Origin of the sequence: Chitinophaga sp. 22620 (assembly GCF_052044405.1) — a bacterium.
Taxonomy (GTDB): domain Bacteria; phylum Bacteroidota; class Bacteroidia; order Chitinophagales; family Chitinophagaceae; genus Chitinophaga.
Genome location: NZ_JBQEMV010000003.1, coordinates 323,513 through 345,332, shown reverse-complemented (window position 1 = coordinate 345,332; position 21,820 = coordinate 323,513). Strand labels below are relative to the sequence as shown.

The 21,820-nt window shown below is 53.9% G+C and carries 12 protein-coding genes; 11 read left to right on the top strand and 1 reads right to left on the bottom strand.

The window, feature by feature from the left end; genetic code table 11:
• The first annotated feature begins 44 nt into the window (after nucleotides 1–44).
• The gene (locus ACTJIK_RS16805) at nucleotides 45–4,925 is read left to right on the top strand and encodes a PKD domain-containing protein (protein WP_440648151.1); all 4,881 of its coding nucleotides are present in this window, start codon (nucleotides 45–47) and stop codon (nucleotides 4,923–4,925) included.
• Nucleotides 4,926–4,949: 24 nt separating this feature from the next.
• Here ACTJIK_RS16805 and ACTJIK_RS16800 read toward each other — a convergent pair whose 3' ends face one another.
• Entirely contained in the window at nucleotides 4,950–5,222 is a 273-nt protein-coding gene (locus ACTJIK_RS16800) for a putative quinol monooxygenase (protein WP_440648149.1), read from the bottom strand.
• 474 nt (nucleotides 5,223–5,696) lie between these two features.
• Here ACTJIK_RS16800 and ACTJIK_RS16795 point away from each other — a divergent pair, with 474 nt between their 5' ends.
• The 10 genes from ACTJIK_RS16795 (at nucleotide 5,697) to ACTJIK_RS16750 (ending at nucleotide 21,778) form a co-directional block, all read left to right on the top strand.
• Nucleotides 5,697–6,701, top strand: coding sequence for a LacI family DNA-binding transcriptional regulator (locus ACTJIK_RS16795; protein WP_440648147.1), 1,005 nt, complete (start codon nucleotides 5,697–5,699; stop codon nucleotides 6,699–6,701).
• 258 nt (nucleotides 6,702–6,959) lie between these two features.
• Nucleotides 6,960–10,133, top strand: a complete 3,174-nt coding sequence (locus tag ACTJIK_RS16790) for a SusC/RagA family TonB-linked outer membrane protein (RefSeq protein ID WP_440648145.1) — start codon at nucleotides 6,960–6,962, stop codon at nucleotides 10,131–10,133.
• Between the two features lie 20 nt (nucleotides 10,134–10,153).
• Complete coding sequence (locus ACTJIK_RS16785; protein ID WP_440648143.1) at nucleotides 10,154–11,989, top strand: RagB/SusD family nutrient uptake outer membrane protein; 1,836 nt, start codon at nucleotides 10,154–10,156, stop codon at nucleotides 11,987–11,989.
• Between the two features lie 24 nt (nucleotides 11,990–12,013).
• Nucleotides 12,014–13,222: a glycoside hydrolase family 172 protein gene (locus tag ACTJIK_RS16780; RefSeq protein ID WP_440648141.1), complete on the top strand. Its 1,209-nt coding sequence runs from the start codon at nucleotides 12,014–12,016 to the stop codon at nucleotides 13,220–13,222.
• 19 nt (nucleotides 13,223–13,241) lie between these two features.
• On the top strand, nucleotides 13,242–15,092 hold the full coding sequence (locus tag ACTJIK_RS16775; protein ID WP_440648139.1) for a sodium:solute symporter family transporter: 1,851 nt from the start codon (nucleotides 13,242–13,244) through the stop codon (nucleotides 15,090–15,092).
• Nucleotides 15,093–15,112: 20 nt separating this feature from the next.
• Nucleotides 15,113–15,922 carry a glutamine amidotransferase gene (locus tag ACTJIK_RS16770; protein ID WP_440648137.1) on the top strand — a complete coding sequence of 270 codons (810 nt, stop codon included), beginning with the start codon at nucleotides 15,113–15,115 and terminating at the stop codon, nucleotides 15,920–15,922.
• Nucleotides 15,923–15,929: 7 nt separating this feature from the next.
• Nucleotides 15,930–17,156 (top strand): hypothetical protein, encoded by a 1,227-nt coding sequence (locus tag ACTJIK_RS16765; protein ID WP_440648135.1) that lies wholly within the window; start codon nucleotides 15,930–15,932, stop codon nucleotides 17,154–17,156.
• A gap of 10 nt (nucleotides 17,157–17,166) precedes the next feature.
• Nucleotides 17,167–19,305, top strand: coding sequence for a hypothetical protein (locus ACTJIK_RS16760; protein ID WP_440648133.1), 2,139 nt, complete (start codon nucleotides 17,167–17,169; stop codon nucleotides 19,303–19,305).
• Nucleotides 19,306–19,371: 66 nt separating this feature from the next.
• Complete coding sequence (locus tag ACTJIK_RS16755) at nucleotides 19,372–20,544, top strand: glycoside hydrolase family 172 protein (RefSeq protein WP_440648131.1); 1,173 nt, start codon at nucleotides 19,372–19,374, stop codon at nucleotides 20,542–20,544.
• A gap of 70 nt (nucleotides 20,545–20,614) precedes the next feature.
• Nucleotides 20,615–21,778, top strand: coding sequence for a glycoside hydrolase family 172 protein (locus ACTJIK_RS16750; RefSeq protein ID WP_440648129.1), 1,164 nt, complete (start codon nucleotides 20,615–20,617; stop codon nucleotides 21,776–21,778).
• Nucleotides 21,779–21,820: the final 42 nt, after the last annotated feature.

Below are 21,820 nucleotides of genomic sequence, written 5' to 3'. Positions count from 1 at the left end.
GAATTGGATTTTTTGCTTACCTTTCGGCAGCGAATTCGTATCTCATGTCCCTAGTTCCCAAGGCAACGCCAGGCGGTGCTTTTACCTATGTTGTGCTTTTTATAATGCTTCTGCTGAGCGTTTCCGCTCGTGCACAGGTAAAAGCTGATTTTAACCCCAGCAAGACCAGCGATTGCGAAAGCCTGATCACCAAATTCAACGATATTTCCACCGGCAGCCCGGTTTCCTGGCAATGGAACCTGGGTAACGGCTCCACCTCTACGCAGCAGAGCCCCAGCGCTTCCTATACGGCCCCCGGCACCTATAAAGTGACGCTGACGGTGAAAGACGCTGCAGGCAATACCAGCACCGCGGAAAAGTCCGTTACCGTATGGGAAAAACCCAGGCCGGATTTTACCGCCAGCCCCGCCAAAGGCTGTATACCCTTTGATGTTACTTTTACGGACAAGTCGAACCCCGTGAACGGCACGATTACCGCTTACAGCTGGGATTTCGGGGATGGCGCTACCGGTTCGGGCAGCAACCCCGTACATACTTACAACAACGTATTATCGCCCGTCGTTACCCTTACCATTACGAACAGCAACGGATGTACGGCATCCAAACAGATCAGTAATATCGTGGATGCGGCAGCCTCGCTGAAGGCCGGTTTCAATGTGTCGGACAAATTCCTGTGCACCGCTCCCGGCGCGCTGACCATTACCAATACCACCACCGGCCCCGGCAACCTCACTTACAAATGGGAATTTGGCGACGGCGGCACCGCTTCAGGCGCTAACCCGGGCCCGCATACCTATACTGCCAGGGGCGTTTATAAAGTAAAGCTCACCGTTACCAGCGATAAAGGCTGTACCTCCACCCAAACCTCCGAGGATATCAATGTGGCCAATTTTAAAACGGATTTCCAATTGCCGGCCAGCATTTGTGCGAACGCCAGCAGCAGCACCCCTTTCAGCGCTGCCAACAATCCGCTGGCGGACAATGTGACCTGGACCGTTGATAAAGGCTACATCGATAGCTACGGTACCTCCGTTCATTATTACCCTTCCGGCGGCGCCGGCACCGCAAAGGTGACCATGACGGCGGACTATGGCAAGTGCCGGGAATCAGTGACGAAGGATTATGTGGTGAAGCCCGCACCGCAGGCTGGTTTTGAGTTCGGCCAGGCAGCTATCTGTGATGTGCCCGCCACCGTGAAGTTTACAGATAAATCTCAGGGCGCCATCAGCTGGAACTGGAGCTTCGGGAACGATCAATCGTCCACCCAGCAAAATCCTTCCGTCACTTATACTGCCGTGAGAGGTTATCATGTGAAGCTCACGGTCGGTAATGCATCCGGCTGCACCAGTGATGCCTGGAATTACATATATGTGATAAAGCCGGAGGTCCATGCATATGCCAGCGCTGCCGGTGGTTGTGAAGGAATAACCCCTTCTTTCAGCAGCTGGATCAACAGCGGCGGCGGCGATGCTATTGCCAGCTATGAATGGGATTTTGGCGATGGCAGCCCCAAATCCACAGACGCCACTCCCTCGCATGCGTATAACAAAGCAGGCGCATACGCTGCAAAGCTTACCTATACTACCACCAATGGCTGTAAAGGAACGGTGAACGTCACCACGATCCATGTTTATAAAAAACCAACGCCTGATTTTTCGTCCCCCCAGGCTCCACAGGTCTGTGGCAACAACTGGGTGTATTTCAACGGAACTTCTGATGTGGGAACTTCCTTTGCCTGGGATTTCGGCGACTACGGCGCCGGCAACTCGCAGAATACGAAACACAGCTACAGGGAACCCGGCACCTATGCGGTTACGCTGACCGTTTCCAATAACGGTTGCAACGGAACGATTACCAAACCGGCCTATATCAAAGCGGTAAACCCTTTCCCGCGTTTTGCCATGAAGAGCATCGACTGCGCCAACCGTACGGTGATCGGTTTCGAAGAGCAGTCGCTGGGCACCATTACCAGCTGGAAATGGAGCTGGGGAGATGGAAAGGAGAATACGTACGCCACAAAAACAAACCCCAGCCATCAATACGAGAAAACAGGCGCGTACCTGGTTAAGCTCACCGTTACAGACGGAACCTGCACCAGCACGGATTCCATGAACATTAACGTATATGCGCCTTCGCCCGTTACCATTACGACAGACAAAACAACGCTGTGCGGCCATGAAACGCTCAAAGCCAGCGTAACGGCGATGGACAGGTCCATATACGGCCTGTACAATCATGCCTGGACCTCTTCAGACGGCACGTCTCCCGACTGGCATAGCTATTATTATGAGAGCGCTTCTTTTACCGGCCTCAAGCCCGGTAAGGATACCATCCGGTATATAGCCTATAACCTGCAGGGATGCGCGGACAGCAGTAATAAGGTGGTGGTGAACGTACACGGGCCGGTGGCTAAATATATCAGCCCTGATGTGCTGGAATGCCGTGGTACGGAGCTTACGTTTATTGACCAGACGGACGTTTCCGGGGGAAAGCCTATCAAAACCTGGTCATGGGATTTTGGCGACGGTACCCCTGCAAAGATATTTACCGCGCCTCCTTTCAAATACACTTACAATAAGTCCGGCTACTTTTATACCAGGCTGACCGTCACGGACGAAGACGGTTGCACCAGCTCCGCCAACGGCTCCTACCTGCAGGTAAATGGCCCCAACGCGGACTTTATGCCCAGCGCTTCGCTGATACCACCGGGAGGTGATGTATGGTTCTATAACTACACCACTGAAACCGGCGGAAATGCAACTTACCTCTGGGATTTCGGAGACAATACTTCTTCCACGGACCATAGCCCTGCCAAGAACTATCCCGATAAAGGCGTGTACACCGTAAAGCTGGTGGCAAAAGACAACAACGGCTGCGTGGACAGCGCCAAAAAACAGATCAAGGTATCCAGCGTCAGCGCGGATTTTACGGTCACCACCTCGTTTGTGAACAACAGCGGCTGCCCGCCCGTGATAGCCCGTTTTACCAATACATCCGTTAACTACACTGATTCATACTGGGATTTTGGCGACGGCAGCTTTTCCACCATTCCCAATCCTTCTCATACTTACACCTACGCAGGCAAGTATAAAGTGAAGCTGAAAGTGGTGGGCGACGCCGGAACCGAGGATGAATTCGAGCAGGAGCTGGAAGTAAAAGGGCCCTATGCCACGATCACGCCTTCCTCCAATGGCGGCTGTCTCACGAAAGAAATTGAGTTCAAGGTGGAAGCATTGAACGCCGTTAATTTCGCCTGGGATTTTACCGACGGTATTGTGACGGAAACAACGGATGCCACCATCAAACACACCTTTAAAGATCCGGGTATCTACAATCCGCGGCTTATCCTGTCAGACCAGGCCGGTTGTAAGGGTACCGCTTTTTTGAAGGATCCCATCGTGATAGACAAGCTGGACGTACAGCTCGCGTCTGCGCCGGAATTTGTGTGTGATGAAGGCTGGATCACTTTTGCGCCCAAATTTAACAGCTACTCCATCGATGAGCTGAAACAGGAGGCTGAATACAAATGGACATACGATGCCGGGTTGCAGGTGGAAAATGAAACCACTGCCACACCCCGTTTTTACCTGGATAAAACGCAAGGTTATAATTTCACTCTCACCACTACTACCGCTTTCGGTTGTACGCAAACGGTGAGCAAAACGGTGCATGCCTATCCCAAGCCCGTATTAACTATTAACGGGCCTTTGCAGGCCTGCCAGGATGCGCCGGTAACCTTCAGCGGAGCGGTGGGCAATATGAATGAGCTTACCTGGAAATGGGATTTCGGCAATAACAATACAGGCAATGCACAGCAGGCGGCAGAACAGGCATATGACCATCCCGGCCTTTCTGAAGTAGTGCTTACCGTTACCAGCAAGGACGGCTGCAGCGATACGGCACGCCACAACATTAACATCATGCCCACGCCGGTGGTGAACGCAGCCGCCGCAACGGATGTTGTATGCCTGGGCAACAGCACCACGCTGAGCGCAGGCGGCGGCGTCAGCTACCAATGGTCGCCGGCGGCGGACCTGAGCAATCCCCAGGCGCCCGATCCTGTGGCAACCCCGTCAGTAAACACCACCTACCAGGTAACCGTGAAGGATGCCAACGGCTGCAGCAATACAGACGATGTAAGCATCCGCGTTGCGCAGCCATTCAGGATACAGGCCACGCCTGATACAGTGCTGTGCCTTGGGCACGTGCTTCCATTGCGGGTTTGGGGCGCGGATCACTACGTATGGAAAGGGGAGGGGCTGGACGATACTGATAGTCCGTCTCCGCATGCCGCTATTCAATCAATAGGCAACTATACTTACGAGGTAACGGGGTACGATGCCGACGGCTGCTTCACACATGATACATCGCTGGTAGTGGGCGTACGTCCCTCGCCTGTGGTAAATGCCGGGCCGGACCGCACAGGGATGGCCGGTGTGCCTGTAACACTCGGCGGGCAAGGTAGTCCGGATATCATACAATGGACCTGGACGCCGCAGGAGTACCTGGATTGCGCCACTTGTCCAAGCCCTGTGGCAAGACCCAATATCAACACCAATTATATGGTCGAGGTAAAGAACAGGTATGGTTGCAAGGCCACAGACGAGGTGCTGGTGAAAGTAACCTGCGATATGGGCGCTGTGTACCTTCCTACAGCCTTTACACCCAACAAAGACGGCATAAATGAACGGTTCTACCCGAAAGGGCGTGGCATAAAAGAAGTGTCGTGGATGCGCATTTACGACAGGTGGGGCGGCCTTGTGTTCGAAAGGACACATTTCCAGATCAACAACGCCGCGGCCGGCTGGGACGGCAGCTGGAAGAACGGGGCGGCGCCTTACGGCAGCTATATTTATGCGATAGAAACAGTGTGCGAGGACGGTACTAAGTTCCTGTTCAGGGGCTCGGTTACTGTGATCAGGTAACCTTAATAATCATTCCATCTCACTTTACGGGTTTTCCTTGCTGGCGAACTTCAACGGATCTACATCCACCAGCTCCAGCGATTTGACCATATGAAGCGTGCCGTTCTTGTATTTCAGGAAATGTGGCGAGGCGATGTGTGACTGGTACGCCTCCCTGCTGGCGTACACTTCCAGGATCGTGATATGTGAGGGATGTTTTTTATCCGCCACGGCGTAATACGTCAACACTCCCGGTTCCACGCGGATCGCTGTTTCGATCTGTTCCTGCAGGAAAGCCTTATACGTTTCCAGGTGCACAGTATCAATTTTAAGGATTGCCAGCCTGACCATGCGCTTGTCCGGCTGCGGAGCTTGCCGGGCGGCTGCCTGCCCGGGAAAAAATATCATCAGAAGGCAGATATGGATCATCCATGCGCAGCCGTGGCGTACTTGGGAAATGTGATGTTGGTTCATGGTATTGAATGAAAAATTATATAATGCAGCGGGATGCTGGTGGTTCAGCTCATGCCCGGTCAGTTATTTTATCATTATATGCAAATGTCGGCGAAATCCCGGACCTGGCCGTATACAACCTGCAAGAGTATCCGCCGGTGTCACTGTTCCCATTTTGATCATCTTCTATCGTTTTTGTCCCCCGCATGCTGAAAAAAGTACAAATCCCGTTCTTTTTTAAAATTTTCTCTTTTTTTTTCAAAAAGGAAATTATATTTGTATAAATGAATACGCATTCATTTTTTCATTCCACCTGATTCTCAGAAAAAAAGCAAACCCTTGGAAAAAAAGAATTACACTTCTCAGGATGTAGCGGAAGTAGCAGGCGTTTCACAGTCTACTGTTTCCAGGGTGTTTGCCGGCAATACGAACGTGTCGGAGAAAAAGCGGAAAAAGATACTCGCTGCCGCGGAAAAGCTGGGCTACAAGCCTAATGCGCACGCCAGGAGCCTTATCACGCGTAAGACCATGATGATCGGCATCGTGATGCGCAACATCCGCAATCCCTTTTATTCCGCAGTGCTGGAGATCTTCCATAACCGCTTATCTGCCTTGGGGTACCATCTTATCTTTATCAATTCAGAGAACGAAGAAATACAGGAAAGCGAGGTCACACAGCTGCTGGAATACAATATAGAAGGGGTTATCATCACCGACGCCTTATTGTCTTCCTCAGCTTCCGAAAAATTCAAACGCTACGGCATCGTGGTAGTGTTGTTCAACCGGTATACCGAACAGCTGGAAAGCAGCGCCGTATTCTGCGACAACTACCTGGCCGCCAAACAGATCGCCACTTACCTGGTGGAGCTGGGCCACCAGTCATTCGCCTTTGTTTCCGGTCCTTCCGATACTTCCACTACTATAGACCGGCTGAAGGGCTTTAAAGAAGTGCTGCGGGAAAGGGGCATTAAAAACCTTATGATAGAGCCCGGCAACTATACGTTCGAAAGCGGGTTCAAGGCGGCCCAGGAGCTGATCACCCGGAACAAGAATATTGACTGCATCTTTTGCGGCAATGATATTATCGCCCTTGGCGTAATGGACGCTATCCGGACCATGGGGCTCAGGATCCCCGAAGATGTGTCTGTAGTGGGTTTTGACAATATCCGCATGGCTGAATGGCCTTCCTATTCCCTGACAACCTGGGAGCAGCCGCTCGAAGAAATGGTAGACACTACCGTTGAGCTGCTGGTGAACGAGATCGGCGACACTACCGCCCAACCACAGACCGTGATGATGAAAGGCCACCTGGTGGTGCGAAACACCGTAAGGTCCAGGAAGTAGATTTTTTTTGCCGTTTCATTTTTTGAATACGTATTCATTTTCAATCAGAATGTTCGTTTATTTACCATAATGCGGCGCTGCGCCGGTGATCAGTTCACAGGCCAGCCCGATATCAGCCAGAATCTCCATAGCCATGATGCTATGAAGCAATGTACGTTCCTGAAGGAAGGATAAGACCGATAGCCGGCCCATGGGCTTTTCATGTTTTCACGTTAGCGCAAAAATTGAACAAACGCCGAACCCTTTAAACCTATTATTATGCAATTCTCTACGGGATTCAGGTTCACCGATCTTTTGTTCGGAAAAATTCCGGGCGGGCGCATTTCCGCCGCCAGGTTCATCACTCCTTATGCAGTATTACTGCTCATCTGCGGTATGGCGCCGCTGGCTCTCAAAGCTGCGGATGCGGTGCAGCCGGGTATTACACAGGCGCGCTCCTTCGTGGTATCCGGTACGGTCACCAATGAAAACAACGAGGCGTTGCCCGGCGCTTCTGTGCGCATTAAAGGCACCTCCAAAGGCATGACCACCGATTTGAACGGCAAATTCATGATCGAAGTGGAGCGGGAAGAAGACTCCCTGGTATTCAGTTTTATGGGCTATTACAGCACCACCGTCAAAGCAGGGGATCAAAAGACCATTACCGTCAAACTTTTACCCGACGAAGAAAGCAGGAAGCTGAACGAAGTACAGGTAGTGGGTTACGGTACACAAAAGAAGATCACCATGGTGGGCGCCGTTTCCTCTGTGTCGCCCAGGGAGATACAGAAGTATTCCACGCCTTCGCTTACCAACGCCATCGGGGGAAAGCTGGCGGGGATCGTTACGCGGCAAACCTCCGGCGAGCCGGGGTATGATGCCGCGAAAGTATTTATCCGCGGCCTGGTGTCGCAAAGCGGCACCAACAAACCGCTCATTATCGTAGATGGCGTGGAGCGCGAATTACAGGATTATTGGACCACCATGAACATCCAGGAAATCGAAAGTTTTTCCGTACTGAAAGACGCCGCTTCCACCGCGGTATACGGCAACAGGGGCGCCAATGGCGTGATCATGATCACCACCAGGAGGGGCGCCGTGGGCAAACCGAACATCACTTTCCGCTCGGAAGCCGCCATCGTGGTACCCATGCGCATCGAAGACAATATCGACGGGTATGAATATGCATTGCTCCACAATGAAGCGCTCACCAACGTAGGCGAACTACCCAAGTTCTCCCCGGCGGAGATACAAAAGTATAAAGACGGTTCCGACCCGTACCTGTACCCGAATGTGAACTGGTACGATGTGGTGCTGAAAAAAAGGACCCGGCAGATGATGAATAACCTCGGCGTATCTGGCGGCACGGAAACCGTGAAATATTACCTGAACCTGGGTTACACCATACAGGAAGGCATTTATAACGAAGACCCCGCAAATACTTACAAGACCAACGCCGCGCTGAAACGGTACAACTTCAGGTCGAACGTGGATGTGAAACTGAGCAAAAGATTTTCGCTCGCACTGGGCCTCTCAGGCATTATTTCCAATACCAACTTCCCCGGCAGGGATGCGGGTAGGATACTCATGGGCCTGAAGCTCACGGCGCCGAACACCTATCCCGTGAAAAATCCCAACGGCAGCCAGCCCGGCGCTTTTGGCGACCTGTTATTGAACCCTTATGCACTGGTCACTCAAACTGGCTATACCAAACAGTTCTACAATACGCTGGTGAGCAACCTCTCCGCCAAATGGGATCTTTCGTATGTAACGCCGGGCCTGTCTGCCCGCGGCCTCGTGGCCTTTGATGTGGTGGACATCACCCAGAACATACGGCAAAAATGGCCGGCTACCTACTCTTACGCAAAAGACCCGGTTACGGGTGCTGAAACGTATAAGCAATGGTCTACCGAATCTCCTTTAGGCTTTGAGAACCGGAATGAAACGTACAGAACGATGTATGCACAGGCGGGCATCGATTACGAACGCGCGTTTGGCCATCATCATGTAACCGGCATGCTTACAGCGGAAAGAAGGGAATTCACCAACGTCAATGCCGGCAACTCTATCCAGAACCTTCCCGAACGCCGGCAGGGCCTTATCAGCCGCCTAACCTACAACTATGATTACAGGTACCTGCTGCAGCTGAGCGCAGGCTACAACGGTTCCGAGAACTTTCCCAAGGGCAAGCGGTACGGCCTCTTTCCCGCCGTCGGCGCGGGCTGGATAGTATCCAATGAAAAATTCTGGAACAAGGACGTGGTGAACCTGCTCAAGCTGAGAGGCAACTACGGCATCGTGGGCAACGACCGGATCGGCGGCGCGCGTTTCCTGTACCTGAGCACGTATAACAAATCTGCTCCGGGCTACGTATTCGGCCTTGACCAGAACCGCGACCCCGGCGGCAAAAGCGAGGCCCGCATCGGCAACGAGAACGTAACCTGGGAAACGGCCTATAAAACAGACCTGGGATTTGATCTCGAAATGTTCAACAGCAGGGTTACCCTGTCCACCAGCGTTTTCCACGAACGCCGCGAGGGGCAGCTGCTGGAACGGAGGACCATCCCCATTTATGCCGGGTATCCCGGCGGCACAGTGCCCTTCGGCAACGTGGGCATCACGGAGAACAAAGGGTTTGAAGCCAGCCTGCAGCTCAGGAACACGACTAAAAAAGGATTCTATTACTCCTTCACCGCCAACTTCACCTACGCGAAAAACACCATCATAGAGAACGACGCTCCGCCCTCGCTCTATCCCTGGCAGGATCTCCGGGGCAGCTCCATCGGGTCCAACCTCGGTTACCGCGCGCTGGGTTTCTTCCAGGACCAGGAGGATATAGACAAGAGCCCTTCGCAAACCGCCCTGCAATCTGTGATCCGTCCTGGTGATATTAAATACGAGGATATCAATAAAGACGGCAAGATCACTTCGGCCGACCGTACGATCATCGGCAGCTACGGTTCTGAGCCGCAGGTGATGTACGGTTTCGGGGCTACCGCGGCCTGGAAAGGGTTTGACGCCACCATCTTCTTTACAGGAGCGGCCCGCCGTGATTTCTTTTTCACGCAGGGCTGGACGGCCTGGGCCTTCTCCGGCCAGGCAGGCTATTACAACGTGATGCAACAGGTGTACGATAAACGGTTTATTGTAGGCGGTAATAACGAACATGCGGAATTCCCGGCGGTAAGAGCGGCCAGTACCAACAACTACACCGGTTCCTCGCTCTGGTACAGGGGGGGTGATTACCTGCGGATCAAGAACGCGGAGATCGGCTACACCATTCCTGTGAACCTTACCAAAAAAGCGGCGCTGAAAAGCATCAGGGTGTTTGCGCAGGGAACCAACCTGGCTACCTGGGATAAGATCAAGGTGATCGATCCTGAATCCGATTTCGGCACAGGCGGTTATCCCATTCCGCGGAACTACAATTTCGGGCTGGAAGCCAATTTTTAGTCAATTTAAAACCTGGTATCATGAAATCATATATCATTCCCGTTCTGGCCGCAATACTGCTTTTTATAACGCCTTCCTGCAAGAAGGATTACCTGGAGAAAACACCGGATGAAGACCTGACGCTGGAGCAGGTATTTACCAACGCTATTTTTACCGAGCAATACCTTGCCAACATCTACTCCCATCTTCCGAAAGAACTGGCGATGGTGGATAATCCCTGCGGCGGATGCCCGCCCAATAATACATTCAACGCCGCGGCGGACGAGCTGGAGATAAGCTATGAGGTGAACTTTACCAATGCTATGAACAACGGCAACTGGAACGCCGATTCATATGTGCAGGACATCTGGTCGCAAAGCTACTTTGCTATCCGCAAGGCGAATATATTCCTGGAGAACATCAACAGACTGGCGCCGTCGGAGCTCGCATCAGAAGACAAGATCGCTAACTGGAAAGGAGAGGCGATTTTCCTCCGGGCGCTCAATCATTTTTTCCTGATCAGGGCTTATGGCCCGGTGCCGGTTATAGACAGAACGCTGCTGCTGGACGAAGACCTCACGGCTTTTAAGCGCCAACCCATCGACGAGTGTGTGGAGTTTATCGTCAGTGAATGCGACAAAGCCGCTGAGCTGCTGCAGTTGCGGGTGACGGCCACTACCGATTACGGCAAACCTTCCAAAGTGACCTGTATGGCGCTGAAGGCGAGAGCGCTGCTGTATATGGCCAGCCCGCTGTGGAACGGTAATCCTGACTATGCCGCGTTTACAGATAACGAAGGCATGCACCTGTTCCCCGGTTTCCAGGCAGCGAGATGGGCGGCGGCAGCCACTGCGGCAAAAGCCTGCATAGACCTGGCGGAATCCGCCGGGCATAAATTGCACCGCTCCGGCGCCAATCCTGTAAAGAACTACCAGGAGGTATTCTATATCAACTTTAACGACGAAGTATTTTTTACCAGGAGCGATCCCGGTTACCTGAATGTAGACGCCTACAGCGAACCAAGAGGAATGCCCCGTGGCAACTGGCCCTTGCAGAATGCTACGCAGAACATCGTGGACGATTATGAAATGGCGAACGGCATACGTCCCATCCTGGGTTACAATGCAGACCTGACGCCCGTTATCAATCCGCTTTCGGGTTATGACGAAAGTATCCAGGCCGCCGCAGCTACCGATAACTATTACGCCGGTACCCGCGGGATGTATGTGGGCCGTGAGCCACGTTTTTATGCCAGCATCAATTTCACCGGCGCAAAGTTTAAAACCGCCCCTCCGCAGAACAGGACCACACCGCTGCAGTTCTGGAAAGGGGGGATCGACGGCCGCCCGTTCGACGCCGGTGCGAATTTCAGCGAAACGGGCTATCTTATGAAAAAACTGACGCACCCCTCGTATGTGATGCAGCCCGAATCCGGGCCCATCAGGACCTGGATATTTTTCCGCCTGGGAGAACAGTACCTCAACTACGCAGAAGCATTGAACGAAGCACAGGGCCCCGTGGCGGATGTATATAAATACGTGAACCTGATCCGCGACCGCGCAGGCTTGCCGGGCCTGCCCGCCGGCCTCTCGCAGGCGGACATGCGGGAGAAGATCCGCCATGAACGAAGGATAGAGCTTGCGTTTGAAACACACCGCTATTTTGATACGCACCGCTGGAAAACCGCGGAGACCATCGACAATGGAAACATTTACGGGCTGGATGTACTGACCGACGGCTACAACATGTCCAGCGACGACTTTTACAAAAGAAAAGTAGTGGAAAAAAGAGTGTTCGAAAAGAAACATTACCTGTGGCCCATCCAGCAGCGTGAACTTGAGAAGAACAGGAAGCTGGTGCAGAACCCGGGCTGGTAAACAATCATCAAACAACCCATACGAATGACAGGATTATTCAACAGAGGATGCATGTTGCTGCTGTGCTGCTTTTTTTCCGCTGCCGCGCATGCCCAGCAATTATATGAGCTGCCCGCCGGCGCTGAAACGCAATGGATCAGCCTGGAGAACGCATCCGGCGCAAAAGGGAAGGGCGGCATAGAAAACAAAGGCGCAAAAGGGCACGCAGCGGAATGGATAAAGCCAGGGGAGCGGAAAGTGATCATGGATTACGACGGGGCCGGTGTGATCAACCGGATATGGATGACCATCATCGAAAGAAGCCCGGCTTCGCTCCGTTCCATCTATATCGAAATGTACTGGGACGGCGCAAGCAAACCCGCCGTGGCCGTGCCGCTGGGAGATTTCTTTGGCATTGGCCTCGGGCGCAGAACGGCTTTTCAAAGCGCGCTGTTCTCCGACCCGGAGGGCAAATCATTCAACTGCTTCGTCCCCATGCCCTTTAAAAAACATGCGAAGATCGTTTTTGTGAATGAATCGAAACATAACCAGCTGCTGTTCTTTGATGTGAACCTGACAAAAGTGAAAAAGCACCCGCAGGAGATCGCGTATTTCCATGCATGCTGGACCAGCAGTACCGGCGGCAAACCAGGCGATGACTTCGAGATACTGCCACAGGTAAAAGGCAGGGGCCGTTTTTTAGGCACCAACCTGAGCATCATTCCAGACAAGGTGTACGGAGATACATGGTTTGGCGAAGGTGAAATAAAAATGTACCTGGACGGGGATAAACAATATCCCACGCTGGTCGGCACCGGTACCGAAGATTATGTCGGCTCCGCCTGGAACCTTGGTCCTTTTGCGCACCTGTACCAGGGCGCGCCAATCGTTGACAAAGAAAGAGGCCAGTATGCGTTTTACCGCTATCACATTCCTGATCCCGTTTATTTTCAGACGAATTGCAAGGTGACCATCCAGCAAATGGGCGGCGGCGGAAGGGATAAGATCAGGGCCATTGCAAAAGCTGGCGGTAAAGTGCAGCCTGTTTCCGTGATGACGCAGAAAGGGCTTGTGAAGCTGCTGGAAGAGCCTGGTTATCCCGATCTGTCTGACGACAAATTTCCGGCGGACGAATGGGTGAATTTTTACCGCGTAGACAACTATTCCGCCACGGCATATTTCTACCTGGACAAGCCGGAGAACGACCTGCCGCCGCTGGCGCCGCTGGAGCAACGATTAAAAGGCATTCTCTGATAAACCGGAACAACAACATATGAACTGGCACCAAATAGACATCTGGATAGTAGGGATCTATATTTTGCTGATGCTCGGCACGGGGTTCTGGCACCGCCGTTTTGCCAACAAGAGCATGGACAATTTTTTCCTGGGAGGCCGTAAAATACCTGGCTGGTTGAACGGTGTTTCCTACACGGCGGCATTGGTAAGCCCTGATGCGGCTACCGGTTACGGCGGGCTGGCAGTGGCCACCGGCGGTTTCATCTGCTGGTGGTACCTCAGCCGGTTTGGCCTGGCGCTCTTCCTGGGAGGCGTGCTGTTTGCCGTTTTCTGGCGCAGGCTCAACCTGTTCACCAGCCTTGAATTTTACGACCTGCGTTTCCCGAAAGGCGCCGCTGCCGCCATGCGGCTCTGGATCGCCATCCGCACTTCCATGGTAGCGATGCCGGCATGGACGGGCATTACGCTGCTGGCGGCCTGTAAGATCATGGGGCCGGCTTTTGACCTCTCCAAGCTGGAAACACTATACCTCGTAGTACCGGTTTCACTTCTTTTTGTATTCTCTTCAGGCTACAAAGGCGTGGTGATCTCGAATTTTATACAGATGATCATTTTCCTTGCCGGCACTTTAATGCTGGCCTGGCTTACTCTCCGGCACTTCGGCGGCGCTGAGGCAATGGTAACCGCCATTCAGACCAAATTCGGCCCGTCGGGTGCGGAGATACTCGGTTCCGTGCCACCCAGGGACCATGCTGTGTTCCCTCTCGCTGCCGCATTGGGCTGGCTGCTGGGGCAGAGCATCGGTTACGGCGGAGATGCTGCGCCTATGGGAGGTGCCATGGAAGGGCAGCGCATCCTTTCCACGCGCACACCGGCGGAAGCGCTCACTATGTACGTGGTGGCGGCTATCAGCATGTTCCTGCTGCTGTTGCTGGTTACATTACCCAGCATCAGCGCGGCGGTGATGTGGCCCGATTTGCGCGAAGCGGGCGCGGACAGGGAACTGGTGTACGGCAGGCTGATGAAAACATTGCTGCCAGCGGGCGCCATGGGATTGATGGTAGCCGCTATGCTGGCCGCCACCATGTCTACCGTTGGCGATAACCTCAATTTCGGCAGCCAGGTGCTCGTGAGCGACATCTACCGCCGCTGGTTCGTGCCCAAAGCAAAAGAAAGCCATTACATGCTGATAGGAAAGATCGGCATGATCATCATCCTCGCGCTGTCTGTCGCCGTGGTATTTAATGTGCTCATCATTACGGACGTGGCCATTTTTATGCTCTCTCTCAGCGCCGCGGAACTGCCCGCCAACTGGGCGCAATGGTGGTGGTGGCGTTTTAACGGCCCCGCGCGCGTAGCCGCTTCCTTTGGCGGGGCGGGCATTTTCTGCCTGGTGGTGTTAGGTCCCAAACTACTGGCTTTTTTGAATGTTCCCTGGGCAGGCAGCTTAGTGATGCCCTGGTATTGGCAGACGCTCCTGGTGATGGGCCTCACCACAGTGTTGTGGGTGGCGGTGGCATTGCTCACCAAACCCGATCCGGATGAGCTGTTGCGGAAATTTTATCTCAGGGCGCACCCGCTGGGCTGCTGGACGCCTTACAGATCGCTGGACAAACATGGTCCTGGCGGTTCGTTTAAGCTCGTGTTCCGCGGCATATTCATCGCCATCCTGGGAACCGTATCCGTATCGCTGCTGATGCTGGGGCTCACCCATGCATGGTTCGCGCGGTATCTCACCGGAACATTGACCGTTGCGGCGGCCATCATCACTTTCCTCATCTTCTGGAAACTGGCGAAACAATACCTGGCGGTGCTGGCGTTGCGGGCTGCAGACAATGCTGTGCCCGCAGCTGTAGAAGAAGAAACGATCATCAACAACCTGAATTAACTTATAAAACCAGATAAAACATGAAACAAACGACGGACGTAAAACGGGAGCACATTCTTTACCTGGGCGACTGGGTATTCAGCGTGGGACCGCTGTTTATCGAAACACCTTTCGGAACGGAAACCAAAGATGCAGACCTGCACTTTTATGGAAAAAGGCTGGTGAAAGCCATTGACCCGGTGGTGGATGTAACCAGCATGGCCAACTGGGAACTGTACCGCATGCAGCCCGGCAGGCTCGAAGAAATACTGGACGCTTCAACCGGCCTTATCATCAGCGATGTGGAAGCCAAATGTTTCCATCTTTTCCCCAGCTTTTTCGACCGCGCGCAGCGGAAAGATACGGTGGTCACTTTCCCGGACCGGCTCACCACTGTTAAGAACTGGATCGCGGACGGCGGCGGCCTGCTGATGCTCGGCGGCTGGCTGTCGTTCAGCGGCGCATTCGGTAAAGGCGGCTGGGGAAGAAGTTCCTTTTCCAATGCATTGCCCGTGCAATGCCTCGCTACGGAAGATCTTGTTGAATCATCCGCCGGCTTCACCGCAGAGCTGGTAGTGCCCGGTCACCCGGCTGTAAAAGGATTGAGCTGGGATACCTTTCCGCCCATCTTCGGTTATAACGAGGTGACTGCGAAACCCGAAGGAGAAGTGCTGGTACGGGTGAAAGAAACCGGCCACCCGCTGGTTGTGGCGGGCGAATACGGCAAGGGCCGCATCCTTACTTATATGTCCGATCCCGCGCCGCACTGGGGTTTAAATTTTGAATTGTGGGACAGCTATGACGCCTTCTGGCAGCAGTCGCTTAACTGGGTAAAAAAACAAGGAGCTTAGGCATCATATGGAACCATCGCAATTACTGGCCGGCACTTCGGTAACAGACATTACGCCACCGCTGGAAGTGGGTTTGCTCACTTCTTCGGTACACGGGCTGTATGAACCTTTTCAATCGGTGAGGCTGCCGCTGAAAGCCCGTGTTCTTGTATTGGGCACGGAGCAGGACCTGGTGGCGGTCGTGTCACTGGACCTGCTGGCGCTAAACGATACCGCGGCCGGTGGATGGCAGCAGTTCAAAAAAGGGCTGTCGGACATCATCCCGCCGGACAGGATCATCATCACCTGCACGCATACACATAACGGGCCGGAATCGGTGGCTTTATCGGGCCTCTACCTTACACCGGTGTATAAACAATGGCTGGCAACCGTGCAGCAGCAGGTCAAACGGGCTATCCTGGAGGCAGCTCTGGCGGCGCGGCCCTGCCATACGTCGGTGGCGGTTGCCACGCTGGAAGGTTATTCCATGCAGCGCCGCATCCCAACGCCGGAAGGAGTGATGATGTCTGACGCCCTGCAACCTATAGCACCGGAGCTGCTCAACAGGGAGCCTGTGGACCGCCGGGTGCATACGGTAAGGTTTGAAGATCCGGATGGCGATGCCATTGCCACGCTGGTGCATGCTGTTTGCCATCCTGTGCATGAAATGTGCCTGCCGCATATTTCCGCCGAGTTTCCCGGTGAAATGTGCCTGGCGCTGGAAGCATCGGGAAAACACGGCATGCCGCTTTTCCTGAACGGGGCGGCAGGCGACATCAATCCGCCCACCGTATCCGCCGGGCCGGCGTACGCACAGCAGCATGGCAAGGCGCTGGCTGCGCTGGCAGGGCGGGAGCGGGGCGTACCCTGCGCGGGCGCATTCCGCTGCATACACAGCGAAATACAGCTGCCGGTGAGGCCGGAAGCGGGCGTGACGAAAGCCGCGGAGGCGCTTGCAAGGTTCAATGCCATCGCCATCGGGCCGCTCGCCCTGGTATTCATTCCCGGGGAGCCCTTTACAGAAACCGCTTTTGCCATTGAACGGGATTCGCCTTTTGAACATACCATCATAACGGCATATGCCGAGAACACCATCGGTTATGTGCCTACTGAAGCGGCATTCGAAGAAGGCGGTTATGAAACCGGCCCGGGCAAATGGTCGTACCTGGCCAAAGAGGCGGAAGCATTCATCATTACGGAAACACAAAAGCTGTTGACAGCGTTATTTGCTGCTCATATTCCAATCACTCACTGATATCATAACAATGAAGGCAACATTTTTTCTATGGATATGCATCCTGCTTGCAACAGGGCTTACGGCCCGTGCGGGCAAGGGGAAGGAAGTGTATTTCTATGGCAATGTGCGCAACGACCTGTACAGGCTGTTGCTGCGCGAAGGATTTGCCGTCAGGAAATACAGCTCGCCGGAAGCCGCCGTGAAAGCCGCGCCGCGGGGAGCAGGGGTTTTTATCCTGGCCAATAATTACCCGCAGGCAGACCCGGTGAACCGCATTTCGCGCCAGCTGCTGGAGGAAGCCGCTAAAAAATCGCTGCGGCTTTATATTGAATACCCATCGTCGTTCCCGGGTCTTGACATCCCTGAAAAGCCCATTGAAACAAAGTTTGAACGCGGCGTTATTACGGCGGATGTTTTTAGCGGGCTGGCGCCTATGAGCCTGCTGGGCATTCACGACTGCCACATTTTGCCCGTTACCGCCGGCAACCCGCTGATCGTACTGGCGAAAGTGGTGGGGCTTGATAAAGCGGAATACGGGCTGGCCGATACCAAAACATATCCCTTGCTGTTTGAACAGGATAACGCGCTGGTATGCATGACGGGCCTGAGTAATTTCCAGACAGGCCGTTACGGGCCGAAAGCCTCCATGAAAACGGTATGGGCCTACATCCTGTCCAGGATCACCGGCGTTGAAAACATTACGCTGAAAAAATGGGAAGAAGATGTGCGCCCGATGTACGGCAAAACAACGCCGCTGCCCGCCGGCGCCCGCCTTACCAGCATCCGCAAAGGCGTGGCCTGGTTCGATAACGGCCGCTTTTTTATACATCCTGCCTGGAAGGAGTATTGGCATCAATACGACGGCAAGAACGGCACCACGCCGGTAGGCCCGGCGCTGCCCGCCGATAAGCCTAACGGCAACGGGAGCCTGGGCATTATCGAAGGGCACACTTCAACCATTTATTACGACGGCCACCAGCAATACCGCTACTGGATGCGCGCGGACGTACAGGGTGAAACCAGTATGGCGCTCGCGGCGGCAGGGCGGCTGTTCAACAATCAAACGTACAAGGACAAATCCGCCCGCCTGATCGATTTTATGTTCCATACCTCCAATATGCGCGCGGGCGCCAAGAATGATCCCGCCAGCCCTGTTTACGGCCTGATCGGCTGGGCCACCACTGCCGCCGGCTCGTTCTATGGCGACGATAACGCCCGCGCCATCCTCGGCGCCATCGGGGCAGCATCGTATCTCAACAAAAGCAAATGGGACAAGGAGCTGGCCGAGGCCATCATGGCCAACTTCAGGACCACCGGCAATCTTGGTTTCCGCGGGGAGCGCATCGAGGAACCGGATATCATCAAAAACGGCCTGCAGTTCTACCAGCAGCGCGACCTCATCTATATTTCCCCGCATTTTGAATCCTGGATGTGGGCCTGTTACCTGTGGCTGTACGATAAAACGAAATACGAACCGCTTTTATCCCAGACAAAAAAAGCCATCCGCATCACGATGGAAGGTTACCCGGACAAATGGTTGTGGGGCAGCAGCATGCAAACCCAGCGCGCCCGCATGATACTGCCGCTGGCCTGGCTCGTGAGGGTAGAAGATACGCAGGAGCACCGCCAGTGGCTGGATAAAATGGTCAATGAAATATTAAAATACCAGGATGAAAGCGGCGCCATCATGGAAGAGCTGGGCAAAGGCAAAGGCATGTTCAGGGAATTGAAAAAGAATGATGACTACGGCCTCGATGAAGGGTCGCTGATATTCCGCAACGGCGAAAAAGTGGCCTGTATGCTGTATACCTGCAATTTCGCGGTGTTCAGCCTCAACGAGGCCGCCGCGGCCGCCGGCGACAAAAAGTACCGCGACGCCGTCAACAAGCTCTCCGATTTCCTGACAAGGATACAAGTGCAGAGTGAAAAACATAAGGACGTGGATGGTGCATGGTTCAGGGGTTTCGACTACGGGCGCTGGGACTACTGGGCATCTAACTCCGATGCGGGCTGGGGCGCATGGTGCACACTCACCGGATGGATACAAAGCTGGATCGTTACCACGCAGGCGCAGATACAGCAGCGGGAAAATTTCTGGGACCTCACCAAAAATTCCGCGATCGGGAAACCTGCCGAAGCCGTAATCGGATCAATGATGCGTAAATAAAACCGACGAAGGAGGTTCACAGAGACAACTAAAAAAAACAAATAATTACGAAGTAAATATTAACGGATGAAACGAAGAATAGCGACTGTCCTATTATGCCTTGGCGCCCTGTGCGCACAGGCGCAAACACCCGCCAGCGACCTGGCCGCGCTGTCGCAGATACAGCAGGGCATGACCTCCAAACGGGTCAGCAGTTTCGACAAGACCGGCGGCAACGACGATTTTCTCCGCATAGAGAAAGATGAAAAGAAGATCGTATTCGACGTAAAAGGCGCAGGCATCATCAATCATATCTGGATCACCATGGCGCCCGAGCCCGGAGCGCTGAACCGGAACGATATCATTATCAGGATGTATTGGGACGGTAAGGCGGAACCTTCCGTCGTATCGCCCATTGGCCCTTTCTTCGGGCAGGGTTGGGGTGAATCGTATGAGTTCAATTCGCTGCCGCTGATCGCGGGGCCCGACAGGGGAAAGGGGCTGGTCAGCTATTTCAGCATGCCTTTCGCCAACGGCGCTAAAATAGAAATCGAGAACCAGACCGGCCGGCCCATTGACAATTTTTATTATTACGTGGATTATGTCGCCATGAACAAGCTGCCCGCCAATGCCGGCCGCTTTCACAGCTGGTATAACAAACAGCTCGCCGGTTCCGCCGGTGAAGGCGGTGAAAATGAATGGGGCATCCTCGGCAAAACGGGGTACAACACTACCGGCAAGGACAATTATTTGTTTGCCGACATAAAAGGGAAGGGCCACTTCGTAGGCGTGAACTATTACGTGCATTGCCCCACCCCGGTATGGTACGGTGAGGGCGACGACATGATCTACATCGACGGTTCGCCTTCTCCCACGCTTCACGGCACAGGCACGGAAGATTATTTCAACACGGCGTTCTGCCCGAAGAATATCTTTCAGCATGCCTACTACGGCTATCCGCGCGTGAACAACGATATGGGATGGCTGGGCAGAACGCATCTCTACCGCTTCCACATCACCGACCCGCTGTACTTCGACAAGTCGTTTAAATTCACCATAGAGCATGGCCACAACAACGTACTGACGCTGGACCTGGCCAGCGTGGCGTACTGGTACCAAAGCGAAGCCACCGCCGTGCCGCCTATACCGGGTAAGGAAGCCAGGGCGCCCAAACCCCTCATCAACATCGGCGATTTTCACCGGTGGAGAAATGAATGGAGAAAAAGCAAAGGCAACGACCCGCAGCTGTGGGGCAATTAAACAGGCCGTACACGCTCTTTAACTTAGCGCTGTGCGTAATCATCATGCTGGTAAAAACAGGTAATAAGGGATGAAAACAATATCGTACATCTTCATATGCATCTTCTCCGCAACGCAGGCGTATGCGCAGGAAATGACGGATCTCACCCGCATCAGGGAAAACGTCCGGTCGAGGCGCGTGAGCAGCTACGACCGGTCCGGCGACAACCACGACAACCTGCAGCGCATCGCGAGCGGAGAGAAGCGCACCATCTTTGATGTAAAAGGCGCGGGCATCATCCAGCACATCTGGTTCACCACGGGGCCCGAGCCGGATAAATTAAGCCGCAACGACGTCATCATCAGCATGTATTGGGACGGGAACGATTATCCTTCCGTACAATCGCCCATCGGTCCTTTCTTCGGCCAGGGCTGGAACGATTCCTACCTCTTCACCTCCGCGCCGCTGGCCGCAACGCCCGTAAACGGGATGGGCCTGGTCAGCTATTTCGCCATGCCTTTCGCGAAAGGCGCCAGGATAGAGATCGAGAACCAGTCCGGCAGCGAGATCAGGACCCTGTATTTTTACATCGACTACGTGGAAATGGACCAGCTGCCGCCGAAGTCCGGCAGGTTCCATGCCTGGTACAATAAAGCGCTGACCGGCGCGGAAGACAGCGTGGAGAACGAGCACTGGATGTTCGGCCCCGGTAAACCCAATAAAACCGGCAAAAACAATTACCTGATAGCCGACATAAAAGGGAAGGGGCATTTCGCCGGCGTCAACTATTACGTGCATTCTCCCACACCGTTCTGGTATGGCGAAGGAGACGACATGATATTCATTGACGGGGAAGACCGCCCCTCACTGCATGGCACCGGTACCGAAGACTATTTTAACACGTCGTGGGGAGCGCCGGACAAACCGTATTCCACACCCTATTTCGGTTATGCGAAAATAAACGGTGAAAAAGGTTTCCTGGGCAGAACGCATATCTACCGGTTCCATATGCAGGACCCCATTTATTTCGACACCTCCTTCCGCTTCACCATCGAACATGGCAGCATGAACGTCATGACGCTGGACCTGGCCAGTGTGGCATACTGGTACCAGTCCACCGCATCACGGATCCCCGCCATCCCCGACGCCGCGGCCCGTAAGCCGCGCCCGCTCATAGGGCCGGCGGATATACACCGCTGGAGGAACGAGTGGCGGAAAAGCAAAGGGAACGACCCCACGTTATGGGGAAATTGATCATACAAGTTAACCAAGCCTCCGGGCGAATAAAATCAAACC